The sequence below is a fragment of the Bradyrhizobium sp. genome (genome assembly GCF_022844465.1).
GTDB lineage: Bacteria > Pseudomonadota > Alphaproteobacteria > Rhizobiales > Xanthobacteraceae > Bradyrhizobium.
In genome coordinates this window covers 1-18,266 of the sequence record NZ_JALHLP010000027.1, presented here as the reverse complement: position 1 = coordinate 18,266, position 18,266 = coordinate 1, and the positions used below count along the sequence as shown (strand labels likewise).

At 64.7% G+C, this 18,266-nt stretch carries 19 protein-coding genes; 12 read left to right on the top strand and 7 right to left on the bottom strand.

The features are described 5' to 3' along the window. Positions 1–9 precede the first annotated feature (9 nt). A complete protein-coding gene (obgE, locus tag Q0D31_RS23385) occupies positions 10–1,056 on the top strand; it encodes a GTPase ObgE (protein WP_291856563.1) in 1,047 nt (348 codons plus the stop codon). A gap of 99 nt (positions 1,057–1,155) precedes the next feature. Continuing rightward, positions 1,156–2,298 (top strand): glutamate 5-kinase, encoded by a 1,143-nt coding sequence (gene proB, locus Q0D31_RS23380; RefSeq protein WP_291856561.1) that lies wholly within the window; start codon positions 1,156–1,158, stop codon positions 2,296–2,298. Positions 2,299–2,303: 5 nt separating this feature from the next. On the opposite strand, the gene Q0D31_RS23375 is transcribed toward proB, so the two are convergent. Beyond that, on the bottom strand, positions 2,304–2,600 hold the full coding sequence (locus Q0D31_RS23375) for a type II toxin-antitoxin system RelE/ParE family toxin (protein ID WP_291856559.1): 297 nt from the start codon (positions 2,598–2,600) through the stop codon (positions 2,304–2,306). Next, entirely contained in the window at positions 2,590–2,868 is a 279-nt protein-coding gene (locus Q0D31_RS23370; RefSeq protein WP_291856557.1) for a type II toxin-antitoxin system ParD family antitoxin, read from the bottom strand. Before Q0D31_RS23370 ends, Q0D31_RS23375 begins: the two co-directional genes overlap by 11 nt. Before the next feature lie 198 nt (positions 2,869–3,066). Here Q0D31_RS23370 and Q0D31_RS23365 point away from each other — a divergent pair, with 198 nt between their 5' ends. The 9 genes from Q0D31_RS23365 (at position 3,067) to Q0D31_RS23325 (ending at position 11,601) form a co-directional block, all read left to right on the top strand. Continuing rightward, on the top strand, positions 3,067–4,359 hold the full coding sequence (locus Q0D31_RS23365) for a glutamate-5-semialdehyde dehydrogenase (RefSeq protein ID WP_291856556.1): 1,293 nt from the start codon (positions 3,067–3,069) through the stop codon (positions 4,357–4,359). A gap of 31 nt (positions 4,360–4,390) precedes the next feature. Then, positions 4,391–5,020 carry a nicotinate-nucleotide adenylyltransferase gene (locus Q0D31_RS23360; protein WP_291856555.1) on the top strand — a complete coding sequence of 210 codons (630 nt, stop codon included), beginning with the start codon at positions 4,391–4,393 and terminating at the stop codon, positions 5,018–5,020. A 355-nt stretch (positions 5,021–5,375) separates the two neighbouring features. Further along, positions 5,376–5,732 (top strand): ribosome silencing factor, encoded by a 357-nt coding sequence (gene rsfS, locus Q0D31_RS23355; protein ID WP_291856554.1) that lies wholly within the window; start codon positions 5,376–5,378, stop codon positions 5,730–5,732. Between the two features lie 74 nt (positions 5,733–5,806). Continuing rightward, the gene (rlmH, locus tag Q0D31_RS23350) at positions 5,807–6,298 is read left to right on the top strand and encodes a 23S rRNA (pseudouridine(1915)-N(3))-methyltransferase RlmH (protein ID WP_291856553.1); all 492 of its coding nucleotides are present in this window, start codon (positions 5,807–5,809) and stop codon (positions 6,296–6,298) included. A 30-nt stretch (positions 6,299–6,328) separates the two neighbouring features. Further along, positions 6,329–7,699, top strand: a complete 1,371-nt coding sequence (locus Q0D31_RS23345) for a peptidoglycan DD-metalloendopeptidase family protein (protein ID WP_291856552.1) — start codon at positions 6,329–6,331, stop codon at positions 7,697–7,699. Beyond that, positions 7,696–9,048, top strand: coding sequence for a S41 family peptidase (locus Q0D31_RS23340; RefSeq protein ID WP_291856551.1), 1,353 nt, complete (start codon positions 7,696–7,698; stop codon positions 9,046–9,048). Before Q0D31_RS23345 ends, Q0D31_RS23340 begins: the two co-directional genes overlap by 4 nt. Positions 9,049–9,199: 151 nt before the next feature. Beyond that, positions 9,200–10,405, top strand: a complete 1,206-nt coding sequence (locus tag Q0D31_RS23335) for a divergent polysaccharide deacetylase family protein (protein ID WP_291856550.1) — start codon at positions 9,200–9,202, stop codon at positions 10,403–10,405. 80 nt (positions 10,406–10,485) lie between these two features. Then, a complete protein-coding gene (locus Q0D31_RS23330) occupies positions 10,486–10,989 on the top strand; it encodes an RNA pyrophosphohydrolase (protein ID WP_291856549.1) in 504 nt (167 codons plus the stop codon). A 114-nt stretch (positions 10,990–11,103) separates the two neighbouring features. Continuing rightward, positions 11,104–11,601, top strand: coding sequence for an RNA pyrophosphohydrolase (locus Q0D31_RS23325; RefSeq protein WP_291856548.1), 498 nt, complete (start codon positions 11,104–11,106; stop codon positions 11,599–11,601). Between the two features lie 468 nt (positions 11,602–12,069). Here Q0D31_RS23325 and Q0D31_RS23320 read toward each other — a convergent pair whose 3' ends face one another. The 5 genes from Q0D31_RS23320 to Q0D31_RS23300 all read right to left on the bottom strand — a co-directional run bounded on the left by Q0D31_RS23320 (position 12,070) and on the right by Q0D31_RS23300 (position 17,212). Then, a complete protein-coding gene (locus tag Q0D31_RS23320; RefSeq protein ID WP_291856547.1) occupies positions 12,070–12,477 on the bottom strand; it encodes a F0F1 ATP synthase subunit epsilon in 408 nt (135 codons plus the stop codon). 111 nt (positions 12,478–12,588) lie between these two features. Beyond that, complete coding sequence (gene atpD / locus Q0D31_RS23315; protein WP_291856546.1) at positions 12,589–14,031, bottom strand: F0F1 ATP synthase subunit beta; 1,443 nt, start codon at positions 14,029–14,031, stop codon at positions 12,589–12,591. A 62-nt stretch (positions 14,032–14,093) separates the two neighbouring features. Beyond that, positions 14,094–14,972: a F0F1 ATP synthase subunit gamma gene (locus Q0D31_RS23310; protein ID WP_291856545.1), complete on the bottom strand. Its 879-nt coding sequence runs from the start codon at positions 14,970–14,972 to the stop codon at positions 14,094–14,096. A 150-nt stretch (positions 14,973–15,122) separates the two neighbouring features. After that, positions 15,123–16,652 carry a F0F1 ATP synthase subunit alpha gene (gene atpA / locus Q0D31_RS23305; RefSeq protein WP_291856544.1) on the bottom strand — a complete coding sequence of 510 codons (1,530 nt, stop codon included), beginning with the start codon at positions 16,650–16,652 and terminating at the stop codon, positions 15,123–15,125. Further along, positions 16,652–17,212: a F0F1 ATP synthase subunit delta gene (locus Q0D31_RS23300; protein ID WP_291856543.1), complete on the bottom strand. Its 561-nt coding sequence runs from the start codon at positions 17,210–17,212 to the stop codon at positions 16,652–16,654. The genes atpA and Q0D31_RS23300 overlap by 1 nt, the downstream gene beginning before the upstream one ends. 638 nt (positions 17,213–17,850) lie before the next feature. On the opposite strand from Q0D31_RS23300, the gene Q0D31_RS23295 reads away from it, so the two are divergent. After that, positions 17,851–18,266 (top strand): septal ring lytic transglycosylase RlpA family protein (locus Q0D31_RS23295; RefSeq protein WP_291856542.1); only part of this gene is annotated, 416 nt, incomplete at its 3' end.

The window sequence follows — 18,266 nt, the reverse complement described above, 5'->3', positions numbered from 1 at the left end:
CTGTAGCCGATGAAATTCCTTGACGAGGCAAAGGTCTATATCCGCTCCGGCGACGGCGGCAATGGCTGCGTGGCGTTCCGCCGCGAGAAGTTCATCGAGTTCGGCGGGCCCTCCGGCGGCAATGGCGGCCGCGGCGGCGACGTCATCATCGAGGTGGTCGACGGGCTCAACACGCTGATCGACTATCGCTTCCAGCAGCACTTCAAGGCGCAGAAGGGCACCAATGGCATGGGCAAGGACCGCCATGGCGCCAACGGCAAATCGATCGTGCTGAAAGTGCCGGTCGGCACCCAGATCTTCGACGAGGATCGCGAAACGCTGATCCACGATTTCACCACGCTCGGCGAAAAATTCGTGCTCGCCGAAGGCGGCAATGGCGGCTTCGGCAACGCGCATTTCAAATCGTCCACCAACCGCGCGCCGCGCAACGCCAATCCCGGCAAGGAAGGCGAGGAGCGCTGGATCTGGCTGCGGCTGAAACTGATCGCCGACGCCGGCCTGGTCGGCCTGCCCAATGCCGGCAAGTCCACCTTCCTCTCAGTCGTCAGCGCGGCCAAGCCGAAGATCGCGGACTATCCGTTCACCACGCTGCATCCGCAGCTCGGCGTCGTCAGCGCCCAGGGCCGAGAGTTCGTGCTTGCCGATATTCCCGGCCTGATCGAGGGCGCGCATGAAGGCGCCGGCCTCGGCGACCGGTTTCTCGGCCATGTCGAGCGCTGCCGGGTGCTGCTGCACCTGATTGACGTCACCTGCGAGCACGCCGGCAAGGCCTACAAGACAGTTCGGACCGAGCTCGAAGCCTATGACGGCCAGCTCGCCGACAAGATCGAGATCGTCGCGCTGAACAAGATCGACGCGGTCACGCCGGATGAGTTGAAAAAGCAGAAGGACCGCCTGAAGCGGGCCGCCGGCAAGACGCCGCTGCTGATCTCGGCGGTGACCGGCGAAGGCATGCCCGAGGCGTTGCGGGCGCTGGTCGAGGTGATCGGCGAAGCGCCGGTGTCGCTGAAGGCCAAAGGCGGCCAGGCCGAGCCGTGGGCGCCGGCGACGCCGTAACGATAACGCCCGATCCCGCGCGAAGCGCGCCCGCGCCACTTCCAAATCGGGCCACCGGCGCGTATTGCTTCCGATCATCCTCATCAATCGACCGCCGCCATGAAACGCCCCGCGCTCACAGATTTCCGCCGCATCGTCGTCAAGGTCGGCTCCTCGCTGCTGGTCGATTCCGACGCGGGCGAAGTCCGCGCGGCCTGGCTGGCGGCGCTGGCGGCCGATATCGCCCGACTGCACGGCGAGGGCCGCGACGTCCTGGTGGTCTCGTCAGGCGCGATCGCGCTCGGCCGCAGCCGGCTGAAACTGCCGCGCGGGCCGCTCAAGCTCGAGGAGAGCCAGGGCGCCGCAGCGGTGGGACAGATCGCGCTGGCGCGGATCTGGTCGGAAGTGCTTGGCCAGCACGGCATCGGCGCCGGCCAGATCCTGGTGACGCTGCAGGACACCGAGGAACGCCGCCGCTATCTCAACGCACGCTCGACCATCGCCAGGCTGCTGGAGTGGCGGGCGGTGCCCGTCATCAACGAGAACGACACGGTGGCGACCAACGAAATCCGCTATGGCGACAATGACCGCCTTGCCGCCCGCGTCGCCACCATGGCGAGCGCCGATCTCCTGATCCTGCTGTCCGACATCGACGGCCTCTATGACGCGCCGCCCGGCGCCAACCCTGACGCGAAGCTGATCCCGATCGTGGAAACCGTGACCTCGGAAATCGAGGCGATGGCGGGCGCAGCCGAATCCGAACTGTCGCGCGGCGGCATGACCACCAAGATCGAGGCGGCGAAGATCGCGACCACCTCGGGCACGCACATGCTGATCGCCTCCGGAAAGATCGCGCATCCGCTGCAGGCGATCGCCGACGGCGGCCGCTGCACCTGGTTCCTGACGCCGGCCAACCCGATCACCGCGCGAAAGCGCTGGATCGCGGGCTCGCTGGAGCCCAAGGGCACGCTGACCATCGACGCCGGCGCGGTCGCCGCGTTGCGGGCCGGAAAGAGCCTGCTGCCGGCCGGCGTGATCCGGATCGACGGCCAGTTCGCCCGCGGCGACGCCGTGGTGGTGCGCGGCCCCGATACCCAGGAGATCGGCCGCGGCCTCGTCGCCTACGACGCCGAGGAGGCCGACAAGATCAAGGGCCGCTCCTCGCCTGACGTGATGGTCATCCTCGGCATCTCCGGGCGGGCGGAAATGATCCACCGCGACGATCTGGTGGTGGGCGGGGCGCGGCAGAGCGATCCGGCTTGAGGGCGCTACGCCAGATCGTCCGCGCTGATGTCCTGACGGCCGTTCATTACCCGGATGACTTCGATGCCGTCGGATGTCGGCACGTAGAAGACAACATAGTTCCCAATCGGGAAGCTGCGTAGGTCTCTTCCTAGTTCAGAGCGCTCGCGTCCGGCCAACGGACTTTCAACCAGCATCTGGAATACTTTGCCAATGCGATCGATCAGCCGGTCCGCGGCTCGGCTGTCGTCGGCCGCGATAAAATTCCAGATTGAATCGAGATCGAGGTCGGCCTGCGGAAGCTTGCGAAATTTATTCGGCACGTTTTCGCGCTGCCAGTCTTTGCCGTCCTTGCACCTTTATGTTCTCCATCCACTCGGAGATATCAACCTCTTCGGCCGGACCGCTGTCGAAGCCCTTTTGGATCTCGGCGCGCAACGCCTCAAGCTTCACCTTGCGTCGATCCTCACGCTCTTCGACCAGCCTTAAGCCTTCGCGCATGACCTCGCTGGCCGTAGAATAGCGACCGCTTTCGACCAGCGTCTTGATCATCCCCTCAAAATGTTTGCCGATGCTGTAGCTCGTCGCCATGACCTGCTCCCCGATATCATAAAATGATACTTAATGATATTCTTCTCCGGTGCAAGCCGATCCGATTTGCCGGACTCGTCGCCGATTCGGTCATTGGCCGAGTTCGAACCCTCGGCAGCTATCCCGGTTCCGGGACCTCGCAAGATCGGGATTTCCATGCTAGCACATGGCCTTAACTCACGACCCGAGACCCCAGAGATGACCGCGCCGCTGAAGGCAATCGACGGCAACGCCGATCTGCCCGCCCTGATGAACGATCTTGCTGTCCGGGCGCGCGCCGCGGCCCGGGTGCTGGCGCTCGCCTCGCCGGAACAGAAGAACCGGGCGCTTGACGCCATCGCGCGCGCGATCCGCGATCAGGCGCCGACGATTCTCGCCGCCAATGCCGAGGATGTCGCGGAAATCAGCGCCGGCGGCGCGACGGCGGCCTTCATCGACCGCCTGACCCTGACGCCGGCGCGTATCGAGGCGATGGCCGAGGGCGTCGCCACCGTGCGGGAGATCGCCGACCCGGTCGGCGCGGTCACCGAAAGCTGGCAGCGCCCGAACGGCATGACCATCGAGCGGGTGCGGGTGCCGCTCGGCGTGATCGCCGTGATCTTCGAGAGCCGCCCCAATGTCGCCGCCGACGCCGGGGTGCTGTGCCTGAAATCCGGCAATGCGGTGATCCTGCGCGGCGGCTCCGACAGCTATCGCTCCTGCCGCGCGATCCACGACTGCCTGGTGCAGGGGCTTCGCAAGGCGGGTCTTCCCGAGGCCGCCATCACGCTGGTGCCGACGCGCGACCGCGCCGCGGTCGGCCTGCTGCTCGGCGGGCTGGACGGCGGCATCGACGTGATCGTGCCGCGCGGCGGAAAGAGCCTGGTCGCCCGCGTCGAGGCGGAGGCGCGGGTGCCCGTATTCGCGCATCTGGAGGGCGTCAACCACATCTATGTCGATCGATCCGCCGATCTGGAGATGGCGAAATCGATCGTACTGAACGCCAAGATGCGCCGGACCGGCGTCTGCGGCGCGGCCGAAACCCTTTTGGTCGATCGCGCCGCGGCGGCGACCGCGCTGAAGCCGCTGGTGACGATGCTGATCGACGCCGGCTGCGAGGTGCGCGGCGACGCTGCCGTGCAGAAGGTCGATGCGCGGGTGAAGCCCGCATCCGACGAGGACTGGGACACCGAATATCTCGACGCTATCATCGCCGCGCGCGTGGTCGATGGCGTCGACGCGGCGATCGCGCATATCGGCGATCACGGCTCGCGCCACACCGACGCGATCGTGACGGATGATGCCGACGCGGCGCGAAAGTTCCTCAACGAAGTGGATTCCGCGATCGTGCTGCACAACGCCTCGACGCAGTTCGCCGATGGCGGCGAATTCGGCTTCGGCGCCGAGATCGGGATCGCCACCGGCAAATTCCACGCCCGCGGCCCGGTCGGCGCCGAACAGCTGACCACCTTCAAATACCGCGTTCATGGAACAGGGCAGACCCGGCCGTGACCGCAACCCCGCGCGCGCGGTGACCCGGCCGATGTCCTCGCTATCAGCCGCGCAAGCCATCCCTCTGCACAGCAACGGCATGCGTATCGGCCTGCTTGGCGGCTCGTTCAATCCGCCGCACGCGGCGCACCGCGCCATCAGCCTGTTTGCCCTCAAGCGGCTGAAGCTCGACCGCGTCTGGTGGCTGCTGACGCCCGGCAATCCGCTCAAGGATAGCGGCCGTCTGAACACCATGTTCGAGCGCGCGCGCGCCGCGCGCGAAGTCGCCGATGATCCGCGCATCGATGTCAGCTGTCTCGAGGCCGTCATCGGCACGCGCTACACTGTCGATACGATCATTCATTTGCGCCGCCGCGTGTCCGGCGTGCGCTTCGTCTGGATCATGGGCGCCGACAACCTCGCGCAGTTTCATCGCTGGAAGGACTGGCGGCGCATCGCTTCCGCGGTGCCGATCGCCGTGGTCGACCGGCCGCCGCAGAGTTTCCGGGCGCTGGCCGCGCCCGCTGCACAGGCGATGGCCCGCTATCGGGCGCCCGAGAATCAGGCGGCCGGGCTGGCGGATCGGCCGGCCCCTGGGTGGGTTTTCCTCACCGGCATGAAACTGAACCTGTCATCGAGCGGGCTGCGGAACCCGGACGGCAGCTGGAAGGCAAAGAAGTGACATTTCGGTTCGAACCGGCAGGCGGGGCTCACTGGAATATTGAAACCGTTAACCCCACATGCCTAGTATAGTCAGCGAGCGCCGGGATTCGGCGTTCGCGATACAGTGAAAGGAATGGTCCCTGGCCACATCTGTATTGTCCAAGTCTGCTTCACCCAAGTCTGCTTCACCCAAGGCAGCCGGCAAGGCTGCTGGAAAAACCTCGAGCAAGGCTCCTGCCAGCGCCGCTGGCAATTCGCTTGGTAAGGCTCTTGGTAAGGCCCTTGGCAAGGTTGCTCCCGGCAAGGCTGTTTCCGGCAAGGCTCTTGGCAAGCCAGCGAAGACCGCGCGCAAGACATCGACGCCAGCTGCGGCCTTGAAGACGCAGCCCGACGCCAACAAGACGCTGGATATGATCCTCTCCCGCCTCGACGACATGAAGGCGGAAGCCACCGTCACCATCGACCTTCGCGGCAAATCCGCATTTTCCGACTACATGGTCGTCACCACCGGCCGGGCCAACCGCCACGTCGGCGCGATCGCGGAGAACGTCACCAAGGCCCTCAAGGAAAACGGCGCCAAGAGCATCCACGTCGAGGGCCTGCCCAATTGCGACTGGGTGCTGATCGATTCCGGCGATGTGATCGTGCATGTTTTCAGACCCGAGGTGCGCGAGTTCTACAATCTGGAACGGTTGTGGACGCAGAACCCTGCGGCGGCGAAGGCGATCTGAGCTTTCGGCCGATTTCGAATCGGTCGGCGCGTCTGCAATTGCATGCGTGGACGCGCGCATGCAGGGAACCCGTCATGCGCCTCGTGGTGGTCTGCATCGGTCGGCTGAAACAGGGCCCGGAGCGGGAACTGGCAGAGCGCTATCGCGAGCGTTTCGAAGATGTCGGCCGCAGGCTGGGCTTTCGCGGCCTTGAGATTCACGAAATTCCCGAGAGCCGCGCGCGCGACGCCACCGCCCGGATCGCCGAGGAGGCCGGGGCGATGGCCGCGGCGATCACGGAGAAATCGGCGCTGGTGGCGCTCGACGAGCGCGGCAGCAACATGGATAGCGCGAGCTTCGCCAATCACCTTGGCCGCTGGCGGGATGACGGGATCGCCAACGCCATTTTTGCAATCGGCGGCGCGGACGGACTTTCGCCCGATTTGCAGCGCAAGGCTCAGTTGCGCATCGCATTCGGCTCGGCGACCTGGCCGCATCAGATCGTTCGCGTCATGCTGCTTGAACAGATCTACCGGGCCGCGACCATTTTGGCGGGCCACCCCTATCATCGCGCCCAGGCAGGCTAACTCAACCATCGGCAACGCTGAATAGACCGGATGCATTCAACGCGGCACATTCATACATATCCCGACACCGCCGCGCGCGGCGTGCCGCTGACCGCAGCCGTCCTGCTTTGCCTGACATGGCTCGGCGCAAGTCTTGCCGCTTTGCCGACCCTGGCCGTTGCCCAGCCGGCAGCCCCCGCGCAACCGGCGAGCGCCGCCTCCCCCGACGCCATCAAGCAGGAACTCGAGGCCACCCGGGAGCAGCAGCGCAAAGCGACGGAGTTGCAGCAGAAGCTGAAGGCCGATATCGCCGCCATCGGGCAGGATCGCTCCAAGCTCAATCAGCAACTGATCGACATCGCCGCCCAGGTGCGCGGCGTGGAGGCCCGGATCGGCGAAACCGAAGCGCGGCTGCGCCCGCTCGACAGCCGCGAGCAGCAGATGAGAACTTCGCTCGATTCGCGCCGCTCCGAAATCGCCGAGGTGCTGGCGTCATTGCAGCGCGCCGGCCGGCGCACGCCGCCGGCGCTGCTGGTCCGGCCCGAGGACGCGCTGCAGTCGCTGCGCACCGCAATGCTGCTCGGGTCCGTGGTTCCCGAACTGCGCGGGCGCGCGGAGCGGCTCACCGCCGATCTCGGCGAATTGGTCGCGCTGCGCAAGGCCATCGCCACCGAGCGCGACGCGCAGGCGCGCGACCGCGACAAGCTGAAAGACGACCAGGTCCGGCTGGCCGCGCTGGTGGAGGAGCGGCAACGCAAGCAGAGCGCGTTCGAAAAGGACATGGAGGCCGAAAACGCCCGCGCCATCAACCTGTCCAGACAGGTCGACAGCCTGCAGGGCCTGATTACGAAGATGGAGCAGGATCTCAACAGCGCCGCCAAGGCCGCCGCAACCGCCAGCCTGCAGGGTGCCCCTTCTGTCGGCAATGGCAAACCCAATTTGGGGGCGCTGAAGGACACGGCCCGACTGAGCCCGGCGGTCGCGTTCGCCTCCGCCAAGGGGCTGTTCGCTTTTCCGGTCAATGGCCGCAAGATTCGCGATTTTGGCGGTTCTGATGGCGCGGGTGGCGTGGAAAGAGGCATTTCCTTGACAACCCGGCCAGGTGCGCAGGTCACAACCCCGTGTGACGGGTGGGTTGTTTACGCCGGACCGTTCCGAAGCTATGGACAACTCTTGATCCTGAATGCCGGGGGCGGGTATCATGTCCTGATCGCCGGGATGGAGCGCATTTCGGTAAACATCGGCCAATTTGTACTCGCCGGGGAGCCGGTGGCGACCATGGGATCGACGTCCCAGGTGGCATCCATCCTCGCGACGACCGCGAGCCAGCCGGTGCTCTATGTCGAGTTCCGTAAGGACGGCACTCCAATCGATTCGGGCCCATGGTGGGCCGCAAATGAAGGCGAAAAGGTTCGCGGATGATGCGCAAAACTTCCATAATTCTTCTCAGCGCCGCCACCGGCGCAGCTTTGACGCTGTTCGTAACGCAACCACGTTCGGTGCTGCTGATGGGATCGAGCGCGCGCGCCGCGACCTCGGACACCTATCGCCAGCTCAACCTGTTCGGCGACGTGTTCGAACGCGTGCGCAGCGACTATGTGGAAAAGCCCGACGACGGCAAGCTGGTGGAATCAGCGATTTCAGGCATGCTGGCCGGGCTCGATCCGCACTCCAGCTACATGGACGCCAAGAGCTTCCGCGACATGCAGGTGCAGACCCGCGGCGAGTTCGGCGGGCTCGGCATCGAGGTGACGATGGAAGACGGCCTGATCAAGGTCGTTTCGCCGATCGACGACACGCCGGCCTCGAAGGCAGGCATCATGGCCAACGACATCATCACCAATCTCGACGACGAAGCGGTGCAGGGCCTTACCCTGAACCAGGCGGTCGAGAAGATGCGCGGCCCGGTCAACACCAAGATCCGTCTCAAGATCATCCGCAAGGGCCAGGACAATCCGATCGAAGTGACCCTGATGCGCGACAACATCCGCGTCCGCTCGGTCCGCTCCCGCATCGAGCGCGAGGACATCGCCTATATCCGAATCACCACGTTCAACGAGCAGACCACCGAGGGCCTGAAGCGCGAGATCGGCAACCTGTCGAACCAGATCGGCGACAAGCTGAAGGGCTACATCATCGATCTCCGAAACAATCCCGGCGGCTTGCTGGAGGAAGCGGTGACGGTCTCCGACGCCTTCCTGGAACGCGGCGAGATCGTCTCGACCCGCGGCCGCAACGCCGAGGAAACCCAGCGCCGCGCCGCCCATTCGGGCGACCTGACCAAGGGCAAGCCGATCATCGTGCTGGTCAATGGCGGCTCGGCCTCGGCGTCGGAAATCGTCGCCGGCGCGCTGCAGGACCACAAGCGCGCCACGCTTGTCGGCACCCGCTCGTTCGGCAAGGGTTCGGTGCAAACCATCATCCCGCTCGGCAGTGGAAATGGCGCGCTGCGCCTGACCACGGCGCGCTACTTCACGCCGTCGGGCAAGTCGATCCAGGCCAAGGGCATCGTACCCGACATCGAGGTGCTGCAGGACGTGCCGGACGAGCTCAAGTCGCGGACCGACACCAAGGGCGAGGCCTCGCTGCGCGGCCATCTGAAGTCGGAAGGCGACGAAAAGACCGGTTCGCAATCCTACGTGCCGCCGGACGCCAAGGACGACAAGGCGTTGAAGACGGCCGCCGACCTGCTGCACGGCATCAAGGCTACGGCGACCGCACCGACCGGCGACAAGGCGGCGATCGACAAGCCTGCCGCCAAGGCCAACTGATCCTTTGACTCTCCGATGAGCGTAAAAGGGCGGCCCTCGGGTCGCCCTTTTTTGCCGGTCCGCAGCTTTCCCGAAGCCCCGTCCGAAGCCGGGCGCAGGCGCTCGAATCAGGCCCATCGTGGTATCGTCGGCGGGTTGATTCGGGGAGGTCATGACGGAAACGACCGAAGAGCTGAGCAGGCCACTCGGACAGAAGCCACCGCGCCGCAAGCGCCGGTTTCGGCTGCCTTTCACCGCTGGCCAGGCGATGGCCGTGCTGCTCGGTCTGTTCCTGGTCGCTTTCCTCACCGTCGCCCTTTTCACCGACAATCCGCTGGGGGGCGAGCCGATCGTGCGCGTCGCCCTTCGCAAGCCTGCCGCCGGGGACGAGAAACAACCCGCGGCGGCCTTGAGCCAGCCCGATCCGGCGGCGAAATCCCTCCCCGGTCCAGCCGCGACCAGCGACAGCAAGACCGTCACCATCATCGACGGCTCCAGCGGCAAGCGCCAGGAGGTCGTGATTGGCGGCGGCGCAGGCGACAGGGCCGGCGCGGAGACCACGCCCCCGGCGATGACGATCGGGATCGATCCACGGCTGTTGGAAAAATCCCGCTACGGCATGATCCCGGTGATCGCCGATGGGCTGAAGCCGTTCACGATCTATGCGGCCGAAGCCGATCGCGCCAAGGCGGCAAAAATGCCGGTGATCGCGATCGTCGTCGGCGGCCTCGGCGTCGGCGCCGCCAAGACGGTCGACGCCATCATGAAGCTGCCGCCGGCGGTGACGCTGGCATTCACCCCTTACGGCGCGGACCCTGCCAGGCTGACCGAGCGCGCCCGCGCGCAACGGCACGAAATCCTGCTGCAGATTCCCATGGAGCCGTTCGATTATCCCGACAACGATCCCGGCCCGCAGACCCTGCTGACCTCGCTGACGCCCGAGCAGAACATCGACCGCCTGCATTGGCATCTCAGCCGGTTCCAGGGTTATGCGGGAATCGCCAACTTCATGGGCGCGCGCTTTGCGGCCACCGACGCCGTGATGCAGCCGATCATGCGTGAGGCAGCCCAGCGCGGGCTCGGCTACCTCGACGACGGCGCCACGCCGCGAAGTTCCGCCCCGGCACTGGCGGCGGCGCAATCAGTGCCGTTCGCGAAGGCTGATTTCACCATCGACGCGGTGCCGACTTCGGCGGAGATCGACCGGACGCTGCTGAAACTGGAGACGCTGGCCAGGGAGCGCGGACTGGCGGTCGGCGTCGCCTCGGCTATGCCGATTTCCATCGATCGGATTGCGGCCTGGATCAAGACGCTCGATAGTCGCGGCATCATGCTTGTGCCATTGACAACAGCGATGCTGAAATCAAAATCAGGCTAGAGAACAAACTGATGGCGCCGATCCGGAACTTTCGGACTGCGCCGGCCTGATCGGTTGCGACCCCAGGGAGCCCTGACGGAATGACGCGCTACGAGGACCTGCCTTACCGGACATGCGTCGGCATGATGCTGATCAACGCAGCGGGGCTGGTCTTCATCGGCCGCCGCGCCGGTGGCATCGAGCATGTCGATGAAACCCACGTCTGGCAGATGCCGCAGGGCGGCGTCGATCCCGGCGAGGACACCTGGCAGGCCGCCAAGCGCGAATTGTACGAGGAAACCAGCGTCCGCTCGGTGGAGAAGCTCGGCGAAATTCCGGACTGGCTGATCTACGACATCCCCCGCACCGTGGCCGGCCGCGCCTGGAAGGGCCGCTATCGCGGTCAGCGGCAGAAATGGTACGCCGTGCGCTTCACCGGCAAGGACGCCGAGATCAACGTCGCGAGTCCCGGCGGCGGCCACAAGGCCGAATTCATCAGCTGGCGCTGGGAGCCGATGAAGAATCTTCCGAACCTGATCGTTCCGTTCAAGCGCCCGGTCTATGAGCGTGTCGTCAAGGAATTCTCCAGTCTTGCGGGCGGTTAGCATGGCAGCCTGGAGTTATCGTCATCTAAGCACGTCATTCCGGGGCGCGAAGCGAACCCGGAATCTCGAGATTCCGGGTTCGACGCTTTGCGTCGCCCCGGAATGACAGTCAACATGTCCGATAAACCTTATCGGCCCAATGTCGGGATCGCGCTGTTCAACGCCTCAGGGAAGGTGCTGATCGGCCGCCGCTTCCGCGACGACGGGCCGGAAATCATTCTTCCCGGCCTCGAATGGCAGATGCCGCAGGGCGGCATCGACGCCGATGAGAATCCGCGCGATGCGGTGATGCGCGAACTCTGGGAGGAGACGGGGGCGGTCAACGCCCGGCATCTCGGCGAGACCGACTGGATGACTTACGAATTTCCGCCCTATGACGGGCCATCGAGCCACCGTCTCGCCCGGTTTCGCGGCCAGCGGCAGAAATGGTTCGCGCTGCGGTTCACCGGCCGCGACGAAGAGATCGACCCGCTGACGCCGCGCAACGGCCAGCCGGCCGAGTTCGACGCCTGGCGCTGGGAGCGGCTCGACCGGGTCGCCGACCTCGTGGTGCCGTTCCGGCGCGAGGTATATCGGACGGTGGCGCGGCTTTTCGCGGCGTATGCCCGGTAGATCGCGCCGTCTATCAGGGGGCGCCGGCGACACGCTTGAGCGCCCAACCCCCTACCCTTCCGCGAACCTTTCGCCGCGACCGCAGACTAACGGTAACCGGTTCAGCTCGAACCAGCCCGCGCCCACGGTGTCCCGCCCCCCATGATGGAATTGATCATATCCAAGCGCCGCCGCAGTTGGGAGTGGCGGGTGCACGACCAGAATGGAATGCTGACCATGAGCGGGCGCGAACGTACCCGTTCGGCTGCCCGCTATCAGGGCTACCGAAGCTTGTTCCAGCAGCTGGCCATCGGGCGCAGGTCCATGGCACCGCCAAATCCGGAGATCAAGTCGAGGGCCGGTCTAATGCGACCAGGACCGGCTCGCGTGGCGGAAGCGCCTGACCACAAGCGCGCAACGCCCGACACCGGGGGTGACGAGCGCTGGAACTTCGAGCCTTGATGCTGCCCCGGAGCGATGCCCCGGGGCTTAATGCATAGCCGTCGCGGAAAGCTCGTGCTGGATGCTCCTGAAGTGGTCGAGCCGCTCGATGGCGTGATCGAGTTCGGAGCCTTCCTTTTCGGCGAGCTTGGCTTCCATTTCGGCGACGGCCTCGGCGAACTGTGCGCGGTCGAGTTCGGCCGTCGAGGTGGCGACATCGGCGAGCACGGTCAGGCCTTTGTCCGACATTTCGGCAAGGCCCCCAAGCACGATGACCTTCTGCTGCGCGCCGCCGGCGGTGATGGTCAAAATGCCCGGTCGAATCGCCGCGACCACAGGGGCGTGTCCGGCGAGCACGCCGAAATCACCTTCCATGCCGGGAATATCCACCTGATCGACCTCGCCGGAGAAGGCGAGCTTTTCGGGAGAGACAAGATCGAAGTGGAAGGTAGTCATGGTCTTTCCGTTCTTTCCGCTGTCACCCGCGGGCTTGACCCGCGGGTCCATCAAGAGAAATTTTCTTGACGATGGATTGCCGGGTCAAGCCCGGCAATGACGATATCTAACTTAAGCCGCTTCTGCCGCGAGCCGCTTGCCCTTCTCGACGGCCTCTTCGATGGTGCCGACCATGTAGAAGGCCGCTTCCGGCAGGTGGTCGTACTTGCCTTCGCAGATCGCGCGGAAGCCCTTGATGGTGTCGGCGAGATCGACGAACTTGCCGGGCGAGCCGGTGAACACTTCGGCGACGAAGAACGGCTGCGACAGGAAGCGCTCGATCTTGCGCGCACGCGCCACCGCGATCTTGTCCTCTTCCGACAGCTCGTCCATGCCGAGAATGGCGATGATGTCCTGCAGCGACTTGTACCGCTGCAGCACCTGCTGAACCATGCGCGCGGTGTTGTAGTGCTCTTCGCCGACCACGAGCGGCGACAGCATGCGCGAGGTCGAGTCGAGCGGATCCACCGCCGGATAGATGCCCTTCTCCGAGATCGCGCGGTTCAGCACCGTGGTCGCGTCCAGATGGGCGAACGAGGTCGCGGGCGCCGGGTCGGTCAAGTCGTCGGCCGGCACGTAGATGGCCTGCACCGAGGTGATCGAGCCCTTGTGGGTGGTGGTGATGCGCTCCTGCAGCGCGCCCATGTCGGTGGCGAGCGTCGGCTGATAGCCCACCGCGGAGGGGATGCGGCCCAGCAGCGCCGACACTTCCGAGCCCGCCTGGGTGAAGCGGAAGATGTTGTCGACGAAGAACAGCACGTCCTGGCCCTGGTCGCGGAAGTGCTCGGCGACCGTCAGCCCGGTCAGGCCGACGCGGGCGCGGGCGCCGGGCGGTTCGTTCATCTGGCCGAACACCAGCGCGCATTTCGACTTGACGTTGGGATCGGGGTGGTGCGGGTCGGCGTTGACCTTGGATTCGATGAACTCGTGATAGAGGTCGTTGCCTTCGCGGGTACGCTCGCCGACGCCGGCGAACACCGAGTAGCCGCCATGGGCCTTGGCGACGTTGTTGATGAGTTCCTGGATCAGCACGGTCTTGCCGACGCCGGCGCCGCCGAACAGGCCGATCTTGCCGCCCTTGGCGTAGGGCGCCAGGAGGTCGACGACCTTGATGCCGGTGACGAGAATTTCAGCTTCGGTGGACTGGTCGGTATAGGTCGGAGCTTCCTGGTGGATCGCCCGCAAGCCTTCCGAGACCACCGGGCCGGCTTCATCGATCGGCTCGCCTATGACATTGATGATGCGGCCCAGCGTGCCGACCCCGACCGGCACCATGATCGGGTTGCCGGTATCGGTGACCTCCTGACCGCGGACCAGGCCCTCGGTGGTGTCCATGGCGATGGTGCGAACCGTGGATTCGCCGAGATGCTGCGCCACTTCGAGCACCAGGCGGTTGCCGCCGTTCCGGGTCTCGATCGCGTTCAGAATGGCGGGCAGATGCCCCTCGAACTGCACGTCGACGACGGCGCCGATCACCTGGGTGATGCGTCCGGTCTGGTTGGCTGGTGTGGCCATAAACTCTCTCCTTCGAATTCTTGATTGCTGGACAACCGTCAGTTTGATCGTGCCTGTCGCCGCTACATCGCCTCGGCGCCGGAGATGATTTCGATCAGCTCCTTGGTGATCATGGCCTGACGGGTTCGGTTGTAGATCAGGGTCTGCTTGCGGATCATGTCGCCGGCGTTGCGGGTGGCGTTGTCCATGGCGCTCATCTGGGCGCCGTAGAACGAAGCGTTGTTTTCCAAGAGCGCCCGGAACACCTGAACCGCGAGATTGCGCGGCAACAGCTGCGTCAGGATCACGTCCTCTTCCGGCTCATACTCGTATGACGTGGCCGGACCGGCGTTGGCGGCAGGCGCTTCCACCACCAGCGGGATCACCTGCTGGGCGGTCGGCACCTGCGAGATCACGGACTTGAAGCGCGAATAGAACAGCGTGCAAACGTCGAACTCGCCGGCCTCGAAGCGCGCCAGAACCTTGCCGACGATATCCTCGGCGTTGACGAAGCCAAGCTGGCGCACCGAACGCAGTTCGATGTGCTCCACAATCTGCCGGTCAAAGGTGCGGCGCAGCTGCTCGTAGCCCTTGCGGCCGACGCAGAAGAACTTGACCTCCTTGCCCTGGGCGATCAGCGACAGCGCGCGCTCGCGGGCCAGCCGCACGATCGACGAGTTGAAGGCGCCGGACAGCCCGCGCTCGCCGGTGCAGACCAGGAACAAATGAACCTGGTCCCTGCCGGTGCCGGCCAGCAGCGCGGGCGCGCCGGGAGAGCCTGCGGCGGCGGAGGCGATGCTGGAAATCACCGCATCCATCTTCTCGGCATAGGGCCGCGCCGCCTCGGCGGCGTTCTGCGCGCGACGCAACTTCGAGGCGGCGACCATCTGCATCGCCTTGGTGATCTTCTGCGTCGCCTTGGTCGAGGCGATGCGGACCCGCATGTCTTTCAGTGAAGCCATTCTCAGTTCACCCTGGCGACCTGCTTTTCAAACCGGCCGCTAACCCCTGCTTCGTCATGCCCGGCCTTGTGCCGGGCATCCACGTCTTATCTTTTCCGCCACGTCCAAGGACGTGGATGGCCGGGACAAGCCCGGCCATGACGGTATGAATCAAACAAAGGTCTTGGCAAAGCCTTCGACCGCGCTCTTCAGCTTGCCAGCGAGATCGTCGGAAAGATCGCGGCTGTCGCGAATGCCGTTGAGAATATCGACGTTCTTGCCGCGCAGCAGCGACAGCAGGCCGTCCTCGAAGGCGCGCACCTTGTTGACCGGAAGCGCATCGAGATAGCCGTTGGTGCCGGCCCAGATCACGCACACCTGTTCTTCCATCTTCAGCGGCGAGAACTGCGGCTGCTTCAGGAGTTCGGTCAGCCGCGAGCCGCGATTGAGCAGGCGCTGCGTCGAGGCGTCGAGGTCGGAGCCGAATTGCGCGAACGCCGCCATTTCGCGGTACTGCGCCAGCTCACCCTTGATCTTGCCGGCGACCTTCTTCATCGCCTTGGTCTGCGCCGAGGAACCGACGCGCGACACCGACAGGCCGACATTGACCGCCGGGCGGATGCCCTGGAAGAACAGGTCGGTTTCCAGGAATATCTGGCCGTCGGTAATCGAGATGACGTTGGTCGGGATGTAGGCCGAGACGTCGTTGGCCTGGGTTTCAATGACCGGCAACGCGGTGAGAGAACCCGAGCCCTGATCCTTGTTGAGCTTGGCGGCGCGCTCGAGCAGGCGCGAATGCAGGTAGAACACGTCGCCCGGATAGGCTTCACGGCCCGGCGGACGGCGCAACAGCAGCGACATCTGGCGGTAGGCCACGGCCTGCTTCGACAAGTCGTCGTAGATGATGACGGCGTGCATGCCGTTGTCGCGGAAATATTCACCCATGGTGCAGCCGGTGAACGGCGCGATGTACTGCATCGGCGCCGGATCGGACGCGGTGGCGGCGACGATGATCGAGTATTCCAGCGCGCCCTGCTCTTCCAGCACCTTGACGAACTGGGCGACGGTCGAACGCTTCTGGCCGATCGCGACATAGACGCAATACAGCTTGAGGTTCTCGTCCGGCTGCGCGTTGAGCGGCTTCTGGTTCAGGATGGTGTCGAGCGCGATCGCGGTCTTGCCGGTCTGACGGTCGCCGATGATCAGCTCGCGCTGGCCACGGCCGATCGGAATCAACGCGTCGATCGCCTTCAGGCCGGTCGCCATCGGCTCGTTGACCGACTTACGCGGAATGATGCCGGGCGCCTTGACGTCGACCCGCATGCGCTTGTCGGACTGGATCGGGCCCTTACCGTCGATCGGATTGCCGAGCGCGTCGACGACGCGGCCGAGCAGGCCCTTGCCGACGGGCGTATCGACGATGGCGCGGGTGCGCTTGACGGTCTGGCCTTCCTTGATCTCGCGATCAGCGCCGAAGATCACGATGCCGACATTGTCGGTTTCAAGATTCAGCGCCATGCCGCGGGTGCCGTTCTCGAACTCGACCATTTCACCGGCCTGGACGTTGTCGAGGCCATAGACGCGGGCGATGCCGTCGCCCACGGACAGCACCTGTCCGACTTCGGTGACCTCAGCCTCCTGGCCGAAATTCTTGATCTGGTCCTTGAGGATCGCGGAAATTTCCGCGGCGCGGATGTCCATCAGCCTGCCTCTTTCATCGCGTGCTTGATCGAATTGAGTTTGGTGCGAAGCGAACTATCCACCATGCGGCTGCCGAGCTTGACCACAAGGCCGCCGATGATGGAGGGGTCGACTTTCACGTTGAGCGCGACGTCCTTGCCCGTCACCGATTTCAGTGCGGTCTTGAGGGCGTCGAGGTTCTTGTCGTTGAGCGCTTCGGCGACGGTGACGTCGGCGGTCGCCTCGCCCTTGAACTTCGCAACCAGCGCGCGGAAGGCGCGGATCGCGTCGGAAACGGCGAACAGCCGGCGATTGGCGGTCAGGACTTTGAGGAACTTGGCGGCAGTGCCGGTGATTCCCGCCTTGTCGAGCACGGCGGCGAGCGCCCTGGACTGGGCATCGGATGAAAACACCGGACTGCGAACGAGGCGGGTGAGGTCGGCGCTCTCGACCAGCATCGCTGCAAACCGATCGAGGTCGGCCTTTACTTCGTCGACGGATTTCTCGTCGCGCGCCAACTCGAACAAGGCCGTCGCATAGCGGCCTGACACTCCCGAAACGGACGGATCTTCTGCAGCCACAGACACGCTCTTTCAGCTGTCAAACTCGCAAGGCGGAAACCGTCGCCACAGCCAGCGGCGCCCAGCGATCCAAGTCCTTGGAATTCAAGCGGGACTTCGATTTTCGACCGGCGCGCGAGGCGCCGGGACCGTTAAAATCGCGGCTTTGCTAACATAGCGGGCGCGCAGGTGCAACATGACGGAGCATGCGAGCGATGGCTTGTCGCATGACAAACCGCAGGCCCATCGAACCTTGTTTTCTCGACGATACCTCGCCCCGAATCACTGCCGTCAAAACCCTGGTCGGTACCGCCGTTTTCAGCGGCTCGTGCGTTGTGTCGCGCCTGTATGCCGCCGCTGCGGAAACAATCCGATCCGGCGGCCTTTGATTTCCGCAATACTTGCGCACGACTTTCATCTGGTCGCGATGACTTTAATTCTGAGTAATAACAAGCATTGAAGTGGTTAATGATTCCTTAATCGAAAATATTACGGAATATGGGTGGATTAACTGAACGGCATATAAGACATGAGAGCCGGAAACATTCTGGATTACTGCCCAATTCACGCCGCATTGCGCCATCACACGCAGCGACTGTAGCTGGGACGGGGGTTCCACTTGTCACTTATGTGGCAATACTCGCTAAGGGGACTATTTAATGCTGGATATCAACAAGGCCGTACCGGGCCGCGCAACCCGGTCGCGCACGGCGTTCGCCTTGATCGCCGCGACTCTGCTGGTCGGTGGCGGCCTCACCGAAGCTTCTGCAAAATCCAGGCAGCATCGAAACCACGCCGGTCAGGCGCAGCAGGTCAAGACCAACTGGCAGGAAGCCAACGCCTCGATCGGCTCGGGACGCAGCTTCGCAGGCGTGGCCTCCTTCTACGGCAATGAATCCGGCAACAAGACCGCGTCCGGCCAGCGCTTCAACCAGAACGCCATGACCGCGGCTCACCGCTCGTTGCCGTTCGGCACCAAGCTGCGGGTGACCCATCGCGGCCAGAGCGTCGTCGTCGTGATCAACGACCGCGGCCCGTTCATCAAGGGCCGCGTGCTCGACCTCTCGAAGGGCGC